Below are 18,856 nucleotides of genomic sequence, written 5' to 3'. Positions count from 1 at the left end.
GAGTGAACTTAGTCGAAACGTCTGAGGCAATTCAGCAAGGAAATGTTTCGTTGGGCATAGAATTAGGTTCAACACGCATTAAAGCAGTGTTGATATCGGACGACTTTAATATGATTGCCTCTGGCAGCTATGTTTGGGAGAACAGATTTGAACATGGGCTTTGGACCTACCCACTGGACGAAGTGTGGAAAGGTATTCAGAGAAGCTACGCCCAGATTGCGGCAGATGTGCAAGGCAAGTATCATATTACGCTAACAAAAATTGGGGCAATTGGTGTAAGCGCTATGATGCATGGGTACTTAGCCTTTGCAAAGAACGAGCGTTTGCTAACCCCTTTTCGGACTTGGCGTAATAATACTACTGAACAAGCTGCGGACCAACTGACGCAACTGTTTCAATTTAACATTCCGGAGCGCTGGAGTATCGCTCACCTCTATCAGGCAATTTTAAACAGGGAATCTCATGTACATGAGATTTACTTTATGACTACTCTTGCCGGTTATGTACATTGGAAATTGTCTGGAGCAAAGGTGTTGGGAGTCGGGGATGCGTCTGGCGTCTTTCCGATTGACGAAGACACTGGGACTTATTCTGAAGAACTTCTCAAGAAATTTGATGCTCTTGAAAAGGTTAGTCAGTATCATTGGAATACTGTGGACATATTACCAAAGGTTTTAAACGCCGGGAAAGCCGCAGGAACACTAACGAGAGAAGGCGCCCAATTGCTGGATGTTAGCGGCCATCTGGAGGAAGGGAGTTTAATGGCTCCTCCTGAAGGTGATGCTGGAACTGGAATGGTGAGTACCAACAGTGTTCGTAAACGTACCGGAAATGTCTCAGTTGGAACATCCGCTTTTTCAATGATTGTGCTTGAAAAGCCACTGGAGAAAGTTTATAGGGATGTAGACATTGTCACGACGCCAAATGGTGCCCCTGTTGCCATGGTCCATATTAACAATTGTTCCTCTGATATTAATGCGTGGGCTAACCTGTTTAGAGAGTTTGCTGAGCGTCTCGGTGTCGATTTGAAATCTGATCGCTTATACGAAACTCTGTTTCTGGCGGCTGCCAAGTCTGATCCTGACGCAGGGGGATTAGTGAACTACAGCTTTTTGTCGGGCGAGAATATTACGAGAATGCCGGCGGGGCGTCCGCTGTTTGTCCGCGATGCCAGCAGCTCATTCACATTAGCAAACTTTATTCAAACCCAGTTGTATGCTGCTTTTGCACCACTTAAAATGGGAATGGATATCTTGAAAAATGAAGAACAAATCAAGGCAGATGTTTTGGTTGCTCAGGGTGGACTGCTGAAAACACAGGGTGTTGGTCAACAAGTCTTATCCAACGCACTTAATACTCCTGTTACGGTAATGGCCACTGCTGGGGAAGGCGGCGCTTGGGGTATGGCTGTGCTGGCTGCTTACACTAAACACAAAAGCGGTGGAATCAGTCTGGAGGATTTCTTGGATAAAGAGGTCTTCACGAGTCCTGACAGTGTCACTTTAAATCCAGAGCCTGACGGAGTTGCTGGATACCAAGAGTTCATGAAGAAGTACCAAGCAGGTCTACCAATTGAGTCTCAGGCAATTGAGTGTATCTAATCTCACTTTGTGGTAAGGGAAAATACTATGACGAAAAAGTATGAACTCGTTAAGCAGGATATCAGCGAGAAAATCTTTTCAGAGGTCTATAAGGTGAACCAGAAACTCCCGACTGAATCGGAACTCATGGAGATTTATAACGTGAGTCGGTTCACCGTGCGCCATGCAATTGGGGAACTGGAACAGGAGAACTTTGTTTACCGCATTCAAGGCGGTGGAATGTTTGTGAACGACTGGAAAAATAAACCTGGACCCAGCGCAGAAAATAAGACGATTGGCCTGATTACAACCCATATTGCAGATTATATTTTCCCCAATATTATTACGGGAATTGATAACTACATTGCCAATTACGGTTATTCTGTCTTGATTGCCAGTACACAGAATAATTCGGATAGAGAGCGGAAGAGTTTGGCTAACTTGTTATCAAACAAGTTGTCCGGTTTAATCATTGAACCAACAAGAAGTGCCTTGAATAACGGGAACAAAAGTATTTACGAGAACATTAAAGCAATGGGTATCCCCATGCTGTTCATTAATGCCATTTACGATGGTTTAGATATTCCTTATTTGATTATGGATGATGAAAAAATCGGAGAAATGGCTACAAGCAATTTAATTGCTCAGGGCCACAAACAAATTGTGGGGATCTTTAAGGTTGATGATAAACAAGGGATTCATCGCATGAATGGCTATATCAAGGCCTACCAGGCACATCCTGAAATCTCCAATCTGAGTGAAATCATGATGTATCAGACCGAAGAAAACAAAATCAACTTGTTTCAGAAATTCTATACAATCCTGACTAGGCCTAAGTTTGTTCCGACAGCGGTTGTTTGTTACAACGACCAGCTAGCGATTCAGATTATTAATTTTGTGAAGGAAATTGGTTTGAAAGTTCCTGAGGATATTTCCATCATGGGTGTTGACGACTATCAATTTTCGCAATTTATTAGTCCCGCATTAACAACCATTCCTCACCCCCAGGAAAGAATGGGCCTGGATGCTGGGAAAATGATGATTAAAATGATAGATAAGCAGGCTGTTTCATCAAAGGTATATGAGCCGGAAATTATCATAAGAGACTCAGTAAAAACACTGAAGCACACGAGCGAAGTGAATTCAAACAGATAAAGAAGGGTCCTCATGTTGTGTAGAGGTCTCGATACCCAGCCATGGTGCTGTCCCAGTCGTTAACGACTGGGACAGCACTTTTAGCGTGAACACAGTTTCTTTCGTCCAACATGCTTCTCTGCTAATCAACCAACTTTCCCTGGTGTAGTCTGTACCACATCAGGGGACCCGTCCGTATGGTGTACATGAGGGTATGGGACATTTCCCTTGGTAGCCTTCCACAGCATCTTGTTCATGGCATCGCTGCTATTGATGTCTGCTACGGACCAGTTCATTTTCTTGGCAATGCTGGCCATTGGTGCGTTGGCACTGTTGGTCTTGGTGATGGGATAGGTCTCCGGCACAGCATTGAACGGTGTGAACTTGGGCCTGTTGGTAAAGGCACCAAGCATAGGTGTAGCTTCTGCGTCGAATTGCGTCATTGGTTTCATGCCAAGAATCATTTCCATGGTCTTGAGCATAGATGCGGTGTCATAGAAGGTGCTGTCTACTTTACCCGTCTGGGTGTAGGGACTGATGACCAGTGCTTCTGTGCGGTGGGCGTCAACGTGATCGAGCCCGTTTTGTGAGTCATCTTCAATCACGAAAATAGCGGTGCTCTTCCAGTACTTCGAGTGACTGACTGTGTCCACAATCTTACCAAGCGCTTTGTCGTTTTGTGCGACATAGGCTTGAGGTGTCAGAGCGCCTGGTGTGGTGCCTTTGGTGTGGTCGTTTGGCAACCGCACAATCTCGAGTTGCGGCAGTTTGCCGTTCTTGACGTACTGCTGGAACTGCTTGTTCCACTCATTGTAGCGCGTTAAGTCGGAAATGTTCAGGTTCCAACCGGGGTAGTTAGGGTCATAGTTCTTGATGGTTGGGTCGTTCGGTGCCCAGGTTCCAGACTTCTTCATTGACATGAATTCACCATAGTCCTTGTAGTTCACATGGGCTCTGGCGGCATCGTTCCAGAGGAAGCCGTCCTTCGGGTATGTGGCCTTGTTCGTGCCCTCAAAGTCATAGCCCCGGCCGCGACCGCTGTAATCCGCCATCCAGTTTTTCTCCGTGTAGTCGTTGGAGATAGCTGCGGTGGACCAGTTGTGGCCCTGGGCACTGATTTCTGCATCCGTGTAGGTGTTGTCGAGAAGGACAAATTGATTGGCCAGCTTGTGGATATTTGGCGTGATGTTGGCGCCGAACTGAGTGAGCGCGGGGTCGCCGTTGCCTTTCTTAATGTCGCCGAAGACTTGGTCGTAAGTGCGGTTCTCCTTGATGATGTAAATGACGTGCTTAATCGGGGATTTCTCGCCGACAAAGCGAGGGATAGGCGTGGTTCTTCTTTCTACACTGCGCACAAAGTTTCCGACTTTGTCCTCGGCTTCGTGAATGAAGCCGGTATTGAAGTGGTTGTTGCGCTTCACCTTCTCTGTGTACCTGTGCAATTGGCCGTTATCTGGGACGGGAATGAAGGACATCGTACCTTTTATCATGCTTCCGATGTACTGTCCCTGTGTGTTAGGTCCGGCACCAAGGCCTTTTGCATTGAGAACCATCAGGCCCTTGCCGTTGGAGCTAGTGAAGACACCGGTTGGGTACCAGGCGGTGGGAATGAGACCGCGTACGCCCATGTCTTCACCTTTCAGACCAATGACAGCAATATCGTTGTTGTCGGCATTCGCCACATACAAAGTTCGGCCGTCGGGACTGACAGTCAGCGCATCTGGCGTACTCCCAGGCAGTGCCCCGCGGTACGGCTTAAGTGAAACCTTGTGCACTACCGTCTCATTTCTCGGATTGATGACAGTGATAGTATCGCTGTCCGAATTCGACACATAAATCATACCTGTCACTGGATTTTCAGCGATGGCGTTGGGATGAAGACCTACATGAATGGTCTTTTCTACGCTCATGTTTGCTGCATTGAGCACTGTGACACTGCTTTCGCCCCAGTTACTTACATACAGTGTATTGCCGTCTTTACTTAAGAACGCAGTGTACGGATTGTGGCCCACTTTGGCTGTTTTGTCCACTTTGCCAGTGATGAGATTAATACTTGCCACAGAGTCGCTGAGGTTGTTGGCAACATAGAGTGTCTTGCCGTCGGGAGATACGGAGAGACCAGCAGGGTAGCGTGATGCGATGGAGAGTTTAATTGGAGACTGTTCAGTCATCTTGCCGTTTCTGAAGGAGTAGACCCGGATTTCATTGTTGCCGCCGGAGGAAGCGTACAGCTTTTTTCCGTCGGGGCTGAAGGCTACACCCAAGTACAAGGCTTTCGGGCTGTAATACGGAATGGTTTGAACTACCTTGCGGGTTGCAATGTCAACGACCTGTAAGGATTGGGTTCCATCCCCGTCGTTGCTTACTACCATGTACTTGTGGTTGGGACTGACGGCGGCCCCCATCGGAAAATCACCGAGCGTGAGCTGTTTGCCAGCCGGAGTCAGTTTCCAGTCGTAGGAGGTGATACCCGTTCCGTTTCCCTGCGGTCCCGCGAAGATGCGCGATGCAGCGAACACCGTCCCTGACGTCAGCAAAATGGCGGTCATACCGACGCCCGCAAGAATCCGAGTGCGTCTCTTTCCGAAGTGCATGTGCTGTTCCCTCCTATGAATACGTCTCTCTCTATTTATCACCCCTTGAATTTGCCCCTGACATAGAATCTACCTTCATTTTGTAAAATTCGGACAAAACTGAACTTAATATTTTGTAAATAGGGTAAAGGTTTTGTAAAAGAGCGACAGAGGAATTCTCACTGTGCTGTCGTCTAATACGCAAAATTTATATTGCATTATCGGCGCGTACGCCATACGATAGGTATGCGGATCTCGCGCAGAAGGAGATGGGATTTTGGACAGTATGCCTCCTGAACCTGACTTAACAAACGGGGAATTGTTCACCATCTTGAATTCTTATACACAGAGATTTCAGCCTGTGTAAGTGTTCAATGTGTGTTCAATTCCCCTATAGAGAGGAGTTGGCCACATTGGGCAAGCGAAACTATTTCGTAAAACCACAGGATAAGTATCGAGACAGGTCTACTTTTGAAGGTTTCGACATTCAAATTAATGAAACAGACAAGAAACGCATTGACAGACTGGTCGACAATTATGAAAGCCGCATTCTTATGCATCTGGATGAGGATTACTCACGGCGGACAAAGTGGACGGATCGGCTGGCCGATAAGATTGCCTCTTTCGGCGGCAGTTGGTCTTTCATCTTGATTTTCGCCACTGTGTTGGGTCTGTGGATTGTATGGAATGTCACAGCACTGACAAATCATTGGCATTTTGACAAACCCCCCTTTATTTTACTGAATCTCTGCCTGTCCTTTATTGCCGCCTTTCAGGCCCCTATCATCATGATGAGCCAGAACAGGCAAGCTGCACGGGATAAACATGAATCCGTAATTGATTTTGCTATTAACTATAAAGCTGAACAGGAAATCGACGATATGCAGAGTCACCTCCACCGCGTCGAGGGAAAGTTGCACGAACTGGAGCGATTGCTCATTATACTGACCTCACAAACCGCTGTGAGTCACGATGCAGAACGACAACCCATTTCGAGCCACAAGTGACTCTAGTGTGAAAGAGTGAGTTACATTGAGTTGTCGCAGCGAAGGCGTAATAAAAAATTAATTTGGAGGATATCTTTACCAAAGTGTGATTTGCTGTTATACTAATCATGCTTTGATACTTCAATGAAAGGTGGTTCTTCGGTATGTTCGAGATGTATACGAACAAATTCATCGAATTGAATATGCATCACACATACCGCCGGAGCTACTTGGGTTAAGTTGAAACTTACGTTACAGGCCGCGGTGTAAACTGCGGCCTTTTGTGTTTAAACGGAAAGTTTCACGCTTAGTCAGATGATATTAATGGCCTGCGATATGTACGCAGGCCCTTTTGTTGTTTCAAAGCAAAATCACAAAAGGAGGATGAAGTAATGAGTCACAATGTCAGCACAGCGACTTCAATGTCATTTTCGAAATGTAATGTTGGAACAGAAAGTTTAGATTTACACGGACAATTTGAAAAAATAGGAGAGATACAAAATGAACGATTGGTATTCAGCGGAAGTATTGAGTCGGCACCAGGAGGATAGAGTCGCAAAGAAAGCAATGCAAATCTGGAGGTTCGAGCATGTCCTTCAAAAGCATCGAGAGCATCACCTCTCTTTGTTCGGGCGCGGAATTCGCCTGATTCGGAGAAAAGCAGGACGAGAAGGCAGGTCTCTGAGTCCATAATAAACCGACAAGTTGTTTGAGTTGTGGATACATCGCGACGTAGTGGCCCGCCGTTTTGGCGGGCTTTTGATTTCCAGGAGTCACGCTTAGCAAAATAAGAGCGAGCGGAGGGTAAAGGGCGAGAAAGAACATTATCCTCTAATTGTAAAATTTATGTTGCAAAAGTGTGACGGCATCGTTACACAAGCTTTACTGCTACTTTATTCTAAATTTACAGAATTCCTCTACACTACTTGGTTGTGGGCACAGTACCCGCAAAACGAGGGGAAGAGGTGTGGAAATGTCGTCTATGTTACCTAAGTCGTGGCAAGGCACTGCGACCTTGCATTTGCCGTTTGCCGGAGGTCTCTTTGTTTACATCTTGATTTGGTTGCTTTGCCTTACACTTCTCTATTTCGTGATTCGCGGTGCGCGTTCCAGCAGCAGCTTCATGAAGTGGACAACGCAGGACATCTTAATTGTCGCTATCATGGGTGTTATTCTCGAAGTCTACGACAACATGATTGGCGATCAATTCGTCACCCCTATCATCCGAAATATTCCCTTCGCCCACATCTTCGCAGCCAATGATTTGCCTTACATGTTCCTCTTAATGGTGGGTATTGCTATCGTCCGTAAGCCGGGAGCAGCTACTGCAATGGTCTTTGTAGATTTTCTCATCATGCAACTCTTGTACGGGGGTTCTGAGTCTACACCGCTTTACTGGCCCTACGGTCTTGCTCAAGGTTTGTTCATTGACCTCTATTTCCTGTCTCGTCAAGGAAGTGTGTTCGCTTCCGGCGGATTTAGGAACTTTTGGGACGGTCTTGTGATGGGCGCTCTTCGCGCTATACCGGCTGTCACGATTCAGTCACTGTTTATGGGACCCTTTTTGAACGGTCAGACAGAGACCGTCGCGTTGGTATTTTGGTACTCCTTGTTCAATGCCATCGGAAACGGACTGGAAGCTGGTATCACCGCACCGCTGGCGATACGCGTTGCGAGGGCAGTGGGCCTCTATTCTGGAACTGTGGCGTCCGATGGGTCCCTACTGAATGCAGGGAGGGATGCACTGTGAAGCTAGGCAAAATCAGTTGGATTGCTTTAGTGGTCACCATCCTCATTGCTCTAGACGGTCTGTACATGACAATCACTCATTATCAGCCCAAGGCTGTCAATAACTTCGGTTTGTCTGACGGTGCAACGATTTTGATTGGTGCCCTGTTTATGTTCATTATCACAGTGGTTTCCGTCATTATCGAAAGTCGTCAGTCACAAAGGAAGTGATGCTTGTGGCGGACATCGAAGTTCAAGACATGACGATTCGCTATGCAGGTGCAGCGATGCCCGCCATCGACGGCGTTAACCTCTCCATACCCAAGGGCCAGTTTGTGCTTCTTTCTGGCCCGTCGGGATGTGGAAAGTCGACGCTCGGTCTGGCATTGGCAGGATTTATTCCTAGTCGCATTCCTGCACGGACGGAAGGAAGCATACGGGTTTGTGGTGAGAAAGTGGAAGGCGCTGAAATTCACGATGTGGCCAGACGTGTAGGTTTTGTCTTTCAAAATCCTGACACCCAGTTGGTCCATCTGGATGTCGAATCAGAAATTGTATTCGGTCCTGAAAATCTTGGTGTGTCTCGAACCGACATTCATCGTCGTCTGCAAGCCGCCGTCAGTTCTACGGACACAGCCTCACTTCTGCATCGTCACATCGAGGAACTATCCGGAGGTCAACGCCAACGTGTTGCGATTGCAGCGACCTTAGCTATGCAATCGCAGGTGCTTATTCTTGATGAGCCGACATCCGATCTCGATCCCGTTGGCACCTATGAAGTATTACAGGCTCTGCGTCGTCTGAATGAGGAGCAGGGTATCACTATCGTTCTCATCGAACACAAGATTGAAGAGGTCATCGGATTTGTGCAGCGTGTAATCCTCATGGATGCGGGCCAAATCGTCCTTGATGCACCCTCAAATCAAGCGTTTGCGGATATTGAACTTTGGGACAATCTTGGTGTGACGGTGCCCGACATCGTACGCTTGGCCCACACAATACCGGCGCTGTTCCCGAATGGGGTTCCGTTGACGGTGGATGATGCTTATACAGCTATGGTCGGTCACCCGGCCGTGAAAGGCTTGAGGGTGACACAGGACGTTATCCCGCCGGAAATCGCAAAACGATTGCGAGCGGGGGCCGCTAAAGATATGCCAAAGGACTCGGCAGTGGGGTTCCGGCAGGCAGGTCTGGCATATCGAGAGAAACTCGTTCTTCGGGATATTGATTTTCACGTGGAAAGAGGAGAATGGGTGGCTTTGGTTGGAGCCAACGGATCGGGAAAGACATCCTTGGCAGCTCTCGCAATGGGGTTCGTAGGGGCGACACAAGGACATGTGGAGTGTTTTGGACAGCCTGTGCGCGCAGGAAAGATATCGCGGCAGGCTGCAAAAATCTCCTTTCTGTTTCAGGCAGCGGACAAAATGCTGTTCTCGCGTACGGTACGGCAGGAACTGTTGTTTGGTAATGTTCGCGTGAAACGTAAGGGTGAAGTGCTAGGTCTGCCGGGTCAATCCGCATTGGCAGCCGCCGAATTGATGGACTTGACCCCCTATTTGGACCGTGAACCATTCCAACTCAGTCACGGACAACGTAAGCGTCTAGCGCTGGCTTCTCTGTTGACGAAACACCCTCAACTTATCATTCTTGATGAACCGACAACGGGCCAGGATGAAAAACACGCGAACGAATTCCTGCACTACTTGGAGCGGTTGCGTGAAACCAAATCCACCGGTTTTTTTATGATCACGCATGATATGCGGGTTGCTTCGCGCTATGCAACGAGAATTGCTGTGCTGGCTGATGGGCAGATCCTTGATACCGGCGCTCCAGAGTACGTCTTTACTCAATCTGAAAGTCTTGCCGCTGCGAAGGTCATTCCTCCAGCGATTGCAGAACTGCATCTGCGTTTGCTTGGCGGGTCGGCAAACTGGGTAGCTACCAGTGTTGATGATTTTCTTCTCTCTATGAATCGAGAGGGGGCACGCATATGAGTACTGCCATGCTGTTGCATACTCTGTGGGTTAGAACCATCATTGGCTATCTTTTGCTGTTCACGATTCCTCTCATACTGCCTGCACTGTTCATCAAGTTGGTAGGCTTCAAGGGCCTGCGAAACTTGTTATCTTATGAGTCCCGCCAGACTTTTGTTCATAGGCTTGACCCGCGCATCAAGATTATTTATCCACTGTGTGTCGGTATTCTGTCAGTGTTCCTGAACTGGAAATTTGTTTACGGATTGCTCTTTGTCACCGTCATTCCGTGGGTCTTGCTGCGTCCTTCGTCGCAGCGGCTACGTGTACTGCTTACCATGACCTTAGCCCCTGCAATCGGCATGGTTTGGCAACAGGGCATGTATCATACCACCACAGGTGAACCTTTGAGTGATTTACTGTTTAAGCTGCCGCCAACGCTCTCCTGGCTGGGGACCCCTGGTCTGCAGAGAAGCGGTACCGTATATGGCCTTCAGGAAGCGGGTCGAATGCTTGTGGCTTCGTCATCCAGTTTCTTGCTCATCATGACGACTAAACCATCCGACATCATTTGGGCCTATAAAAGCTTTCGCTTACCAGCTACCGTTGGCTTAGTGGTGTCGGTGGCTCTCCGATTTCTGCCAAAAATGTTTGAGCGAATGACGACGCTGTTGCAAGCCATGGAGGTACGCGGCTACAGTTTTGATGCCCCGGCTTGGTACCAGGTTTACCTGTGGCCAAACTACATTGTCCGCATGCTGGTCAGCATTCCGACGGTGACTATCCCGCTTCTTATCGGGAGTCTGCGGGAGACTGCCGTTATGGCTATGGTTGTAGATGCCCGTGCCTTTGGTTCCACTAAGGTTCCTACAACTTACCGGCAGTATCAGCTAACCGCCGCGGATAAGTCGGCGTGGGCAGCATTAGCAATACTCTGTATCGTTATTATTTTGCTGCTGATATTTCACATTGGTAATCGACACGTTATTGGATTGGCGTAAGCCGTTGAACGTCAGAAATCGTGCAGCAAATTCGACTCTGGGGGGCCGTGTTTTGAACAGTGGATTGAACATTAAGTTGTTGTTGTTTGACATAGGTGATGTCTTTCTCCATCGAGATCTGGGCCAGTTGCATGAAGAGGCTCGGCAATTCGGGTTAAGCGGATCCGAATTGCATGAGGTCATTTACGGTCCTCGGTGGGACAGGTATAAACGCGGCCAACTAACTGAAGCAGAACTGCTGTTGGAAATAGCGGGCCAACTCCCCTCATCTCTTGAGAACCGCGTAGTAGAATTGCTGGAGTCCAGCGAAAAGAGTGTAGTTTTAAATGAAAGTCTGGTGACTCTCGTTGGTCAGTTGCAGCCATCTTATCGGGTTGCAGCCCTTTCTAACGCCGGTGCCAATCTAGAAGCGCGCCTAGAACATTTCAACATTGCCCGGCTGTTTGAACTTGTGGTGAATTCCCATTGGGTGCGTATGGCGAAACCAGATGAAGAAATTTACAGGTATACAGCTGAACATTTGCATTTACAACCAAACGAGATTCTGTTTATTGACGATAAACTTCGAAACACCTCCGTTGCCGAGAAGCTTGGTTTTCATACCCACGTGTTCACCACCACTGACACCTTTATGGACTTTCTTCGGCAGGAAGGCTTGTTTACTCTAACGCAATCGAAACTGAAAAAGAACACAACACTTTCTTCGTGAAACCGCAGTATTGATTTGGCAGACTATCATTCAGTCAGTGAGGACAGAATTTCACTCACTGACTGTTGAAGCTGTTGTCTGGTTCGCCGGAGTTGGAGCGTCCTTGACAGGTAGTAGAAATGTCAATCCACTAAGACTGCAAACGGCACCGATTAGGATAAAGACAATGTGTAAAGGCAACTGTACAATGAGCCATCCGAACAGTGCCATCCCAAGAGGCATGGCAAAGGTGGACAGTGCACCGAGGATGCCAAAAGCGCGTCCGCGCATAGCTTCCGGAACCATTTGAATAAACATAGCATTGAGTGATCCGTTGACGCTTCCAATCGCTAAGCCGGTTACTAGAGCTATCGTTGTTTCTGGAACGACGGTACGGAACAGACCGAAAATACCTACACAGATACCGATACCCAGGAGTCCTAGTAAGAGCAACTTTCGGATAGCGATGTGCTTGGTGACAGCCCCAACGGAGATACCGCCGAGGATGACGCCGATGAAGAAGCCGCCGTTGATTATTCCGAGATCGACAGGGACTCCATGCATGGGACCCTTGACCCAGGCAGTGATGGCAATGTCGACTGGGGCAAGTGCGAAATTGACAACCAGTGCTGCTGAGACAACAAGAATGAGGAAGTGGGATGATACAAGGAACTTAAGGCCATCCAACCAGTCTTGCAGAAAGGCATGCATCCGCTTCTTCGAATTGACTAGGGGGTTCGCTGCCTGCTGAGGCTGTTCCCCTTGCGCAGGGGAAGAGGAGGGCGTTTCAGAAGGCCGCGGAACAATGGCTTCCTTGACCCGAATGAAAAACAGGCTGATGACAGACACAAAGAACGATACAGCGTCCAAAAGAAACAGAACAGGTGCGCCGAAAGCTCCCATCAAGGCACCGCCGGACACAGTGCCAAGCAACTGAGCCGTGGCATTGGACGACTGCAGCAGACCGCTCCCTGAAGGAATATCTTCCTTCTTAACTAATAACGGAAATAAGGCGCCTGCAGCAGGGCTGAAGAACTGCCCCGCTCCCTGCAGAGCCAGCACCATGACAAGGATAGTCCACAATGGCCAGTGAAGGACAATGCCCGCGAAGAGAATGAGGCTCAAAGCACCGCGGACGACATCTGAAGAGATCATCGTTGTTCGCTTTCGCCATCTGTCGACCCAGACTCCCGCCACTAATCCGACGACGGCAGGGAGGGTTTGTGCGACGCCGGTAAGCGCCAAAGCAGACTTGGAATTTGTAAGGGTGTAGACGTACCAAGGAAGAGCGATGCTAAACAGGTTGTTGCCGATGGTTGAAACCAACTGTCCGGAAAGCAGAATAGCAAAGTTGCGGTTCTTGAGTAGACCCACGAGTGTACCTCCACCCTAAAATGAGATGCAAGAGGCTTTAACCAGCATCCTGACTACTGTCAGAGTATTCCAGAAGCGCTCTTCTGTCTTGAGGCTCGCGACTGATTCTGAATCAGACCCATAACTGAACCTCGCCTCAGTCTTAAGGCGGATGTACTAGCAATGGTCTGCGACTCACAGGGGCTGCCGCCAGCGCGTCATCTCAACTCCCGGAATTCTGGCTTCACGTGCACTCTAGCACTTCGCTACTCTTGTCCATCTTTACTTATTTCTTCCTTTAGCTGACTTAACGCGTCGTCAACTTTCTTGTTCGATTCCCCCTTATCCAAGTCGGCGAGTTGGTAGGAGAGATCGGAATTTAGGGTCGAGTAAGCGGCTTGTGCTTGTGCCTCGTGGCGCTCAACATTGTCTTGCACTGTTTCAAATTCAGCCAATGGATTGTCTTGAGACAGTTTTTTCATTGCCTCTGCCGCCGAATACTCTGCCTGCGCAAGACTATCGCGGCGGGAGAGGGCATCTCGTTGCTCCTTGGCTTCTTCTAATTTCTGTGCGAGTTTCTCATAGCGCTCGTTGAGTTGGAAGGCCGCAGCCTTTGTATTCGACAGTTCAGAGCTGAGCCTGTTTGCGTCTTCCTGCTCTTGATGCTCTCGTTCCAATGCTTTACGCGCTTCATCTTCCTTGTTTTGCTGAACGGCTTCTTTCGCCTGCTGATGCCACTTTGCGGCAGCCGTTTGGGAATCTCTGATGTCTTTCTCGAGAGAGATGCACCGAGCTTCAATGCGGCTCACCTGAACGTGGAATTCTCGTAAGCGCTCTGTGGCTTGTTCAATATAGAGACTGAGTGTCCGTTCCGGGTTCTCCGCCTCTCTTGGTTTCTCATTTGTTTTCGCACCGACCACATTTTTCAAACGGCTGAACAGGCTCACGAACCATCCTCCTTGCAGATGCGCGCCCAAGATTTGCTGAAGCAATTCACGTCTATGAGTTAGAAACCATTACCTCCAAAGATGTCGTTCACGATATCTGCACCAATTTCAAAGCCAGCACCCAGTTCAGCGGATTGAATGAGTGTATTCCAGAATCCGCCGCCGCGACGACCCCCAAACATTCCACCTGCAGGTTGCGGTTGCTGAGGTTGCTGGTATTGTGGCGGGTACTGCTTTTGGTAGTGCTCTGCATGCTGATGGCTGTCCTCAAGATGCTGTATGTACAGCGCCATGTTTTGTAATAAGCCCATGGTTTCCTGATTGAGTCCACGTACAGATAAAGCCAACTCTCGCAACGCAAACGCAATGTCCTGTTTACTCTCAGCATTGGCATCTATCTGTTGCACTTTACCAACGATTTGCTGCAACTGATTGACAATCGTAGTGTTATGTTGCTGGATGTTATTGCTTTGCTGCTGCATTTGCTCAAAGTTCATGGTATGCAATCCTCCCGTATTATCGTTATGCAGTTCAGACCGAGTACTAGTCGCTGTTTGCTCCGCAAAGTCTACGTTAATTTGTTCATACGTAAGGACCGTAGGTTCTTCAAGCCCCTGGGCAATCAAGACATAGCTCGACAAAGTTGACAGGTACTGGTTCTGTGCCTCTTGACGCGAGGTGTCCGAAACTTCTTCACCCTGCACTAACAACCCGGCAATGGAATCGCCGGCCTCCTGCCGTGTTCTGGCTTCCTGGTAGTAGAGGAGTGCATCCTTATTGTCATCGCGACGAAACTCTGCGTGTTCAATCCGTTTTTCTAATAGGTCTTGCAGAGCATGAACGGCGCGTCTAAGCCCCAACAGATGTTCGTCGGACCATGTATCCAGCGCTTCTCGTGACCTTCGCAGTCGAATTGGCAGCCCAATTTCGCTGCTGTCAGGGACTGCCGCTTCACGACGAGCGGCAACAATCACGTCGGGTATACGTCCATACCAACTCTCAGCTAACTCGATGGAGGCCTCCGGCAGATGTCGAGCTTCCAACTGGACACCGTCCTCATGAACCAGAGCATCAGCCATCTCCTTGAGGCACTTGGCAGCCTGGAGAAATGCTAAGGATTTTCGGTTCTCTGTCTCAGCCAATTCTACCTCAACTTCATAGACCTGCTCCCCTAGTCTTTGGTATCCGTGCAACTTTTCTTCCAGCGTCTTTTCATCTCCGTGTTGAAAAGTCTTGCGAAAGCGGTCAAACAAGGACATCTACTCACCCCCCAGTTGTCTTGATACTGTATTATTGTACGCCAAAGCTTCGCTAAGTTACAGCCGTTTGACGGACCTGTGACAGTAGCGTCGTAAAGCTGCAACACTGCTCAGCAGCAAATTCGAGACAGGCTTTGGATCAACCTCGTGCTGTTAAGGCGGGACTTTGGCGAAGCTCCAAAATGGCATTTCGCAGTTCCTGGACATACGGCTGCATGGATTCGTTCATGAGATAAGAGGGCGACCCTTCATCTACGACCTGTCCGTCTTTCATCACGTAGATGTAGTCACAGATTGCACGGGCCACCTTTAAATCGTGAGTGATAAACATATAGCTTGTCCCATGGTCTCGTTGCAGTCGTTTCAGTAATGCAATCATCGTGGTTTGGACGGAAATATCTAGTGCTGACAGTGATTCATCGCATACAATAAGTTTTGGTTTCAATGCAAAGGCCCTGGAGATACTTACTCTTTGACACTGCCCGCCGCTCATGTTCCGAGGCAGATGGTCTAACAGACTGGGTTCTAAGCCCACTTCGCGAAGCATTTCCAGTATGCGTTGTTTTAAAGCACCTTTGTCCCGGAACAGTGGTTTGTTCTGCAAGTAAAATGGTTCGGACAGGATTTGCTCTACGTTGAAGCGGGGATTCAGGGAACTCACTGGGTCTTGAAAAATGATTTGAACATTGCGTCTGAATTCTTTTCTTTCTCGTTGTGTCATCCGTTTAAGAGAGACCTCCTGATACAAAATGTCTCCTTCATCAGGTCGCTCTAAATTCGTCATGATTCTGCCGAGGGTTGATTTTCCGGATCCGCTTTCACCCACGATACCAATTGTTTGGGAATAAGGAATTGTCACTGAAATTGAGTTCAGTGCTTGAACCGAAGTTCTGCGCAGATAGGAATTATCCCTGTAACGCTTGGTCAGGTGCTTCACTTCCATCAGAGGTCGAATTGGTTCCACAGGTGCTCCTCCTTTGCGGTGTTTAGTAGGTGGTAAGTTCATGGGCTCTCAGGAGATTCTGCGTGTAGTCCTTTGCTGGCTGGCTGAAAACTTTGTCTACCGCGCCGGATTCCACAATAGAACCTTCTTGCATGACAAAGACATCGTCACAGAAGTTGGAAATGACGGATAAATCATGGCTGACAAACAGGATTGTCAGGTTGAACTCCTGTTTGAGGGCTGCTAACACGTTAAGAACCTTCAGTTGAGACGTCACGTCAAGGGCGGTGGTGGGCTCATCGGCCACAATAAATTTCGGGCCCGGCATGAGTGTCATGGCAATCATCACTCGTTGAAGCATTCCGCCGCTGAGGGTATGCGGGTAGCTGTTTAGGATTTGTTTGTGTTTTTCCCCAAGTCCTACCTTGTTTAGAAACTCGGAGGCCAAAGCGATTGCCGCAGATTTACCAAGTCTTTGATGAAACAACACACCTTCTATCATCTGTTCCTTGATTTTGAGCACCGGATTCAACATAGACATCGGGTTTTGGAAAATGAACCCGATGTCGCGACCTCGCCGCAATTTGGTCTGTTTGTCCCAATCTGTCACATCCAATCCCTCAATCCGAATTGTTCCGGAAGTAATCTGCACACCAGGGGAAAGAAGTCCTGCAATGGCACGGCTTGTCAGAGTTTTTCCCGATCCCGATTCTCCAATCAGCCCCGTTACACACCGTTTGCAAACAGACAGACTCAAGTCGTGAACCAGAGACCGCGAAGGCGACTGAGTCGTTGCGATACATACGTTTTCAAGTTGTAAGAGCGGGTCAGTGCCTACCATCTGCCAAACCTCCCTTCGATTCCGTCACCGGACAAATTGCTGCCAAGAACAACAAGGATTAGAAACAGGCCTGGAAAAATGAGTGTCCAATAGGACTGTTGCAGATAGTTCTGTGCACTGGCAAGCATTCCGCCTAAACTTGGATGAGGAGGCTGAACACCTAAGCCAAGGTAGGATAGGGAAGCCTCAACAAGAATCGCGAGACTAAAGCTGGAGGTAGCCTGAACTAATAGCGAGGGAGCTACGTACAGTGAAACATGCCTGCGTAAAATGTAGAACGTTCCGCCTCCCATACACTTTGCGGTTTGCGCATAAAGAGAGTGTTTGCCTTCCAAAACGGCACCGTAGGTAATCCGAGCAAAGACAGGCGCATTAAAAATAACAAGGGCAATGGAAACAGAGACCTCACCAGGACCGAGTACAGTCAAAACAAGTAAGGCCAACAAGATATGCGGGAAAGCATATAGAGCATCGACAAAACGCATCAACGATTCTCCGAAGACGCCTTCGATGTAACCACTGAGACCGCCAATTGTAACGCCGGCTAACATTCCTAGAACAAGGGAAGAGAACGCTATCGTAAACGAAGAGGCTAGGGATACTAAAAGACGACTGAAGATGTCGCGACCGTACTGATCTGTACCCATCCAATGCGTGAAATTTGGTGGCTCGAAGCGATGATTAATGGACATTGCAAACGGGTTTTGCGGGGGATGCACAAGGCCTATAACACCCAAGATGAGCATACCGGAAAAGATTGTCACACCGATATTCAGAGACGGGTTTTTGCTTCTACTTGACTTCAGTACGTTGCTGAACAGCACGGGAACACCTCCTTGTGTAGTTTTGCGATACCGTCTGCTTCGCCACTGGAGACGAGAGACGAACACGCGGGTTCTAAAATGAGCTACCGTAACCTAATTCGCGGGTCCAGGTAACGGTACAACTGATCGACAATTAAACTGCTTAAAAACACCGCGACTACAATGAATAAAGTGAGTCCCTCTATGAGCGGGTAGTCCTTTTGCTGAATTGCTACAAACAACAATCTGCCGATTCCAGGAAGGGAAAACAGATTTTCAATGACGACGGTACCTCCAAGCAAACTTGAAACCTGCATTCCGACAATCGTAATGGGCGTAATTAAAGCTGTGCGCAGTCCGTGCCGCACATATCTCTTTGTTGCAGGCAGGCCCTTACTCAGCGCTGTGGAAGCGTAAGGCGCTTCTAAGGCATCAATCATTGACCGCCTGACAATCCGTCCCAGGACAGCGACTTCTACCAAGCCCAGGGAAAAGGACGGAAGCACCAGGCTTTTTATGAATGAGCCGATTCCCTGGTTGTCTAGTCCACTCACCGGGAACCACTGAAAGTGCATGGCAAAGAGAGACATTAGAAGCAGTCCCATCCAAAACGACGGGACAGCGAGGAAGATTTGGAGCCCAACGCGAATGACGCTATCGGGCCACTTATTCTTCTTGACTGCAGCAATGACTCCAATTGGGAAGCCGATGAAAGCTGCCCAAAGGAGTGACATTCCTGTCAGCGAAAGGGTTACAGGCAAACGTTGCAAGATGAGCGTCGATACAGGCGCACCGTATACCAATGATGTTCCCAGGTTTCCATGGACGGCTTTCGTCAGCCAATTCCAGTATTGCAAGTACCAAGGGTGATTCAGTCCAAGTTGATTTTCCAGGTTGGCGACTTGCGCCGGTGATGCGTGCATCCCAAGAATGATTTCAGCCGGATTGCCAGGCAACCATTGCAGAATGGCAAACGTAATGAGTGATACGACGACCAGAACAAAGCCTGCGCCAACGCTGCGGCGAACAAAGAATGTCAGCATTTGA

At 48.5% G+C, this 18,856-nt stretch carries 17 protein-coding genes; 9 read left to right on the top strand and 8 right to left on the bottom strand.

Annotated elements, in window-relative coordinates; translation table 11 throughout:
- Positions 1–2: 2 nt before the first annotated feature.
- Together GI364_RS20205 and GI364_RS20200 are read left to right on the top strand one after the other, a co-directional pair.
- The gene (locus GI364_RS20205) at positions 3–1,601 is read left to right on the top strand and encodes a xylulokinase (protein ID WP_198850991.1); all 1,599 of its coding nucleotides are present in this window, start codon (positions 3–5) and stop codon (positions 1,599–1,601) included.
- Between the two features lie 27 nt (positions 1,602–1,628).
- Positions 1,629–2,735, top strand: a complete 1,107-nt coding sequence (locus tag GI364_RS20200; protein WP_198850990.1) for a GntR family transcriptional regulator — start codon at positions 1,629–1,631, stop codon at positions 2,733–2,735.
- A 125-nt stretch (positions 2,736–2,860) separates the two neighbouring features.
- Here the strand turns inward: GI364_RS20200 and GI364_RS20195 are convergent, their stop codons facing one another.
- Positions 2,861–5,308 (bottom strand): bifunctional YncE family protein/alkaline phosphatase family protein, encoded by a 2,448-nt coding sequence (locus GI364_RS20195; protein ID WP_198850989.1) that lies wholly within the window; start codon positions 5,306–5,308, stop codon positions 2,861–2,863.
- A 392-nt stretch (positions 5,309–5,700) separates the two neighbouring features.
- On the opposite strand from GI364_RS20195, the gene GI364_RS20190 reads away from it, so the two are divergent.
- From GI364_RS20190 to GI364_RS20160, 7 genes are all read left to right on the top strand, one after another.
- Entirely contained in the window at positions 5,701–6,294 is a 594-nt protein-coding gene (locus tag GI364_RS20190; protein ID WP_233095892.1) for a DUF1003 domain-containing protein, read from the top strand.
- A 480-nt stretch (positions 6,295–6,774) separates the two neighbouring features.
- A complete protein-coding gene (locus GI364_RS20185; RefSeq protein ID WP_198850987.1) occupies positions 6,775–6,966 on the top strand; it encodes a hypothetical protein in 192 nt (63 codons plus the stop codon).
- A gap of 280 nt (positions 6,967–7,246) precedes the next feature.
- Positions 7,247–8,023 (top strand): ECF transporter S component, encoded by a 777-nt coding sequence (locus GI364_RS20180; protein ID WP_198850986.1) that lies wholly within the window; start codon positions 7,247–7,249, stop codon positions 8,021–8,023.
- On the top strand, positions 8,020–8,232 hold the full coding sequence (locus GI364_RS20175; protein ID WP_198850985.1) for a hypothetical protein: 213 nt from the start codon (positions 8,020–8,022) through the stop codon (positions 8,230–8,232). The genes GI364_RS20180 and GI364_RS20175 overlap by 4 nt, the downstream gene beginning before the upstream one ends.
- A gap of 5 nt (positions 8,233–8,237) precedes the next feature.
- Positions 8,238–9,995, top strand: coding sequence for an ABC transporter ATP-binding protein (locus GI364_RS20170; RefSeq protein ID WP_198850984.1), 1,758 nt, complete (start codon positions 8,238–8,240; stop codon positions 9,993–9,995).
- The gene (locus GI364_RS20165; protein ID WP_198850983.1) at positions 9,992–10,975 is read left to right on the top strand and encodes an energy-coupling factor transporter transmembrane component T family protein; all 984 of its coding nucleotides are present in this window, start codon (positions 9,992–9,994) and stop codon (positions 10,973–10,975) included. The genes GI364_RS20170 and GI364_RS20165 overlap by 4 nt, the downstream gene beginning before the upstream one ends.
- A gap of 52 nt (positions 10,976–11,027) precedes the next feature.
- The gene (locus GI364_RS20160) at positions 11,028–11,684 is read left to right on the top strand and encodes an HAD family hydrolase (protein WP_198850982.1); all 657 of its coding nucleotides are present in this window, start codon (positions 11,028–11,030) and stop codon (positions 11,682–11,684) included.
- Positions 11,685–11,735: 51 nt separating this feature from the next.
- Here the strand turns inward: GI364_RS20160 and GI364_RS20155 are convergent, their stop codons facing one another.
- From GI364_RS20155 to GI364_RS20125, 7 genes are all read right to left on the bottom strand, one after another.
- Positions 11,736–13,037, bottom strand: coding sequence for an MFS transporter (locus GI364_RS20155; RefSeq protein WP_198850981.1), 1,302 nt, complete (start codon positions 13,035–13,037; stop codon positions 11,736–11,738).
- 245 nt (positions 13,038–13,282) lie between these two features.
- Positions 13,283–13,963, bottom strand: a complete 681-nt coding sequence (locus tag GI364_RS20150; RefSeq protein WP_198850980.1) for a PspA/IM30 family protein — start codon at positions 13,961–13,963, stop codon at positions 13,283–13,285.
- A 59-nt stretch (positions 13,964–14,022) separates the two neighbouring features.
- Positions 14,023–15,222 (bottom strand): hypothetical protein, encoded by a 1,200-nt coding sequence (locus tag GI364_RS20145; protein WP_198850979.1) that lies wholly within the window; start codon positions 15,220–15,222, stop codon positions 14,023–14,025.
- A 139-nt stretch (positions 15,223–15,361) separates the two neighbouring features.
- Positions 15,362–16,186, bottom strand: a complete 825-nt coding sequence (locus tag GI364_RS20140) for an ABC transporter ATP-binding protein (RefSeq protein ID WP_198850978.1) — start codon at positions 16,184–16,186, stop codon at positions 15,362–15,364.
- A gap of 22 nt (positions 16,187–16,208) precedes the next feature.
- Positions 16,209–17,006, bottom strand: a complete 798-nt coding sequence (locus GI364_RS20135; protein ID WP_198850977.1) for an ABC transporter ATP-binding protein — start codon at positions 17,004–17,006, stop codon at positions 16,209–16,211.
- Positions 17,000–17,830, bottom strand: coding sequence for an ABC transporter permease (locus GI364_RS20130; RefSeq protein ID WP_198850976.1), 831 nt, complete (start codon positions 17,828–17,830; stop codon positions 17,000–17,002). Before GI364_RS20130 ends, GI364_RS20135 begins: the two co-directional genes overlap by 7 nt.
- A gap of 83 nt (positions 17,831–17,913) precedes the next feature.
- Positions 17,914–18,852: an ABC transporter permease gene (locus GI364_RS20125; protein ID WP_198850975.1), complete on the bottom strand. Its 939-nt coding sequence runs from the start codon at positions 18,850–18,852 to the stop codon at positions 17,914–17,916.
- Between the last annotated feature and the right edge of the window lie 4 nt (positions 18,853–18,856).

Origin of the sequence: Alicyclobacillus sp. SO9, from assembly GCF_016406125.1 — a bacterium.
Classification (GTDB): Bacteria; Bacillota; Bacilli; order Alicyclobacillales; family Alicyclobacillaceae; genus SO9.
The sequence above is the reverse complement of the archived record's forward strand: the minus strand, read 5'-3'. Positions and strand labels throughout refer to the sequence as shown.

What these genes read in the sequence shown, in the direction of transcription:
- GI364_RS20200 (WP_198850990.1), top strand. Translation starts at nt 1,629, where the DNA reads ATGACGAAAAAGTATGAACTCGTTAAGCAGGATATCAGCGAGAAAATC.
- GI364_RS20195 (WP_198850989.1), bottom strand. Translation starts at nt 5,308, where the DNA reads ATGCACTTCGGAAAGAGACGCACTCGGATTCTTGCGGGCGTCGGTATG.
- GI364_RS20185 (WP_198850987.1), top strand. Translation starts at nt 6,775, where the DNA reads ATGAACGATTGGTATTCAGCGGAAGTATTGAGTCGGCACCAGGAGGAT.
- GI364_RS20180 (WP_198850986.1), top strand. Translation starts at nt 7,247, where the DNA reads ATGTCGTCTATGTTACCTAAGTCGTGGCAAGGCACTGCGACCTTGCAT.
- GI364_RS20165 (WP_198850983.1), top strand. Translation starts at nt 9,992, where the DNA reads ATGAGTACTGCCATGCTGTTGCATACTCTGTGGGTTAGAACCATCATT.
- GI364_RS20145 (WP_198850979.1), bottom strand. Translation starts at nt 15,222, where the DNA reads ATGTCCTTGTTTGACCGCTTTCGCAAGACTTTTCAACACGGAGATGAA.
- GI364_RS20135 (WP_198850977.1), bottom strand. Translation starts at nt 17,006, where the DNA reads ATGGTAGGCACTGACCCGCTCTTACAACTTGAAAACGTATGTATCGCA.
- GI364_RS20125 (WP_198850975.1), bottom strand. Translation starts at nt 18,852, where the DNA reads ATGCTGACATTCTTTGTTCGCCGCAGCGTTGGCGCAGGCTTTGTTCTG.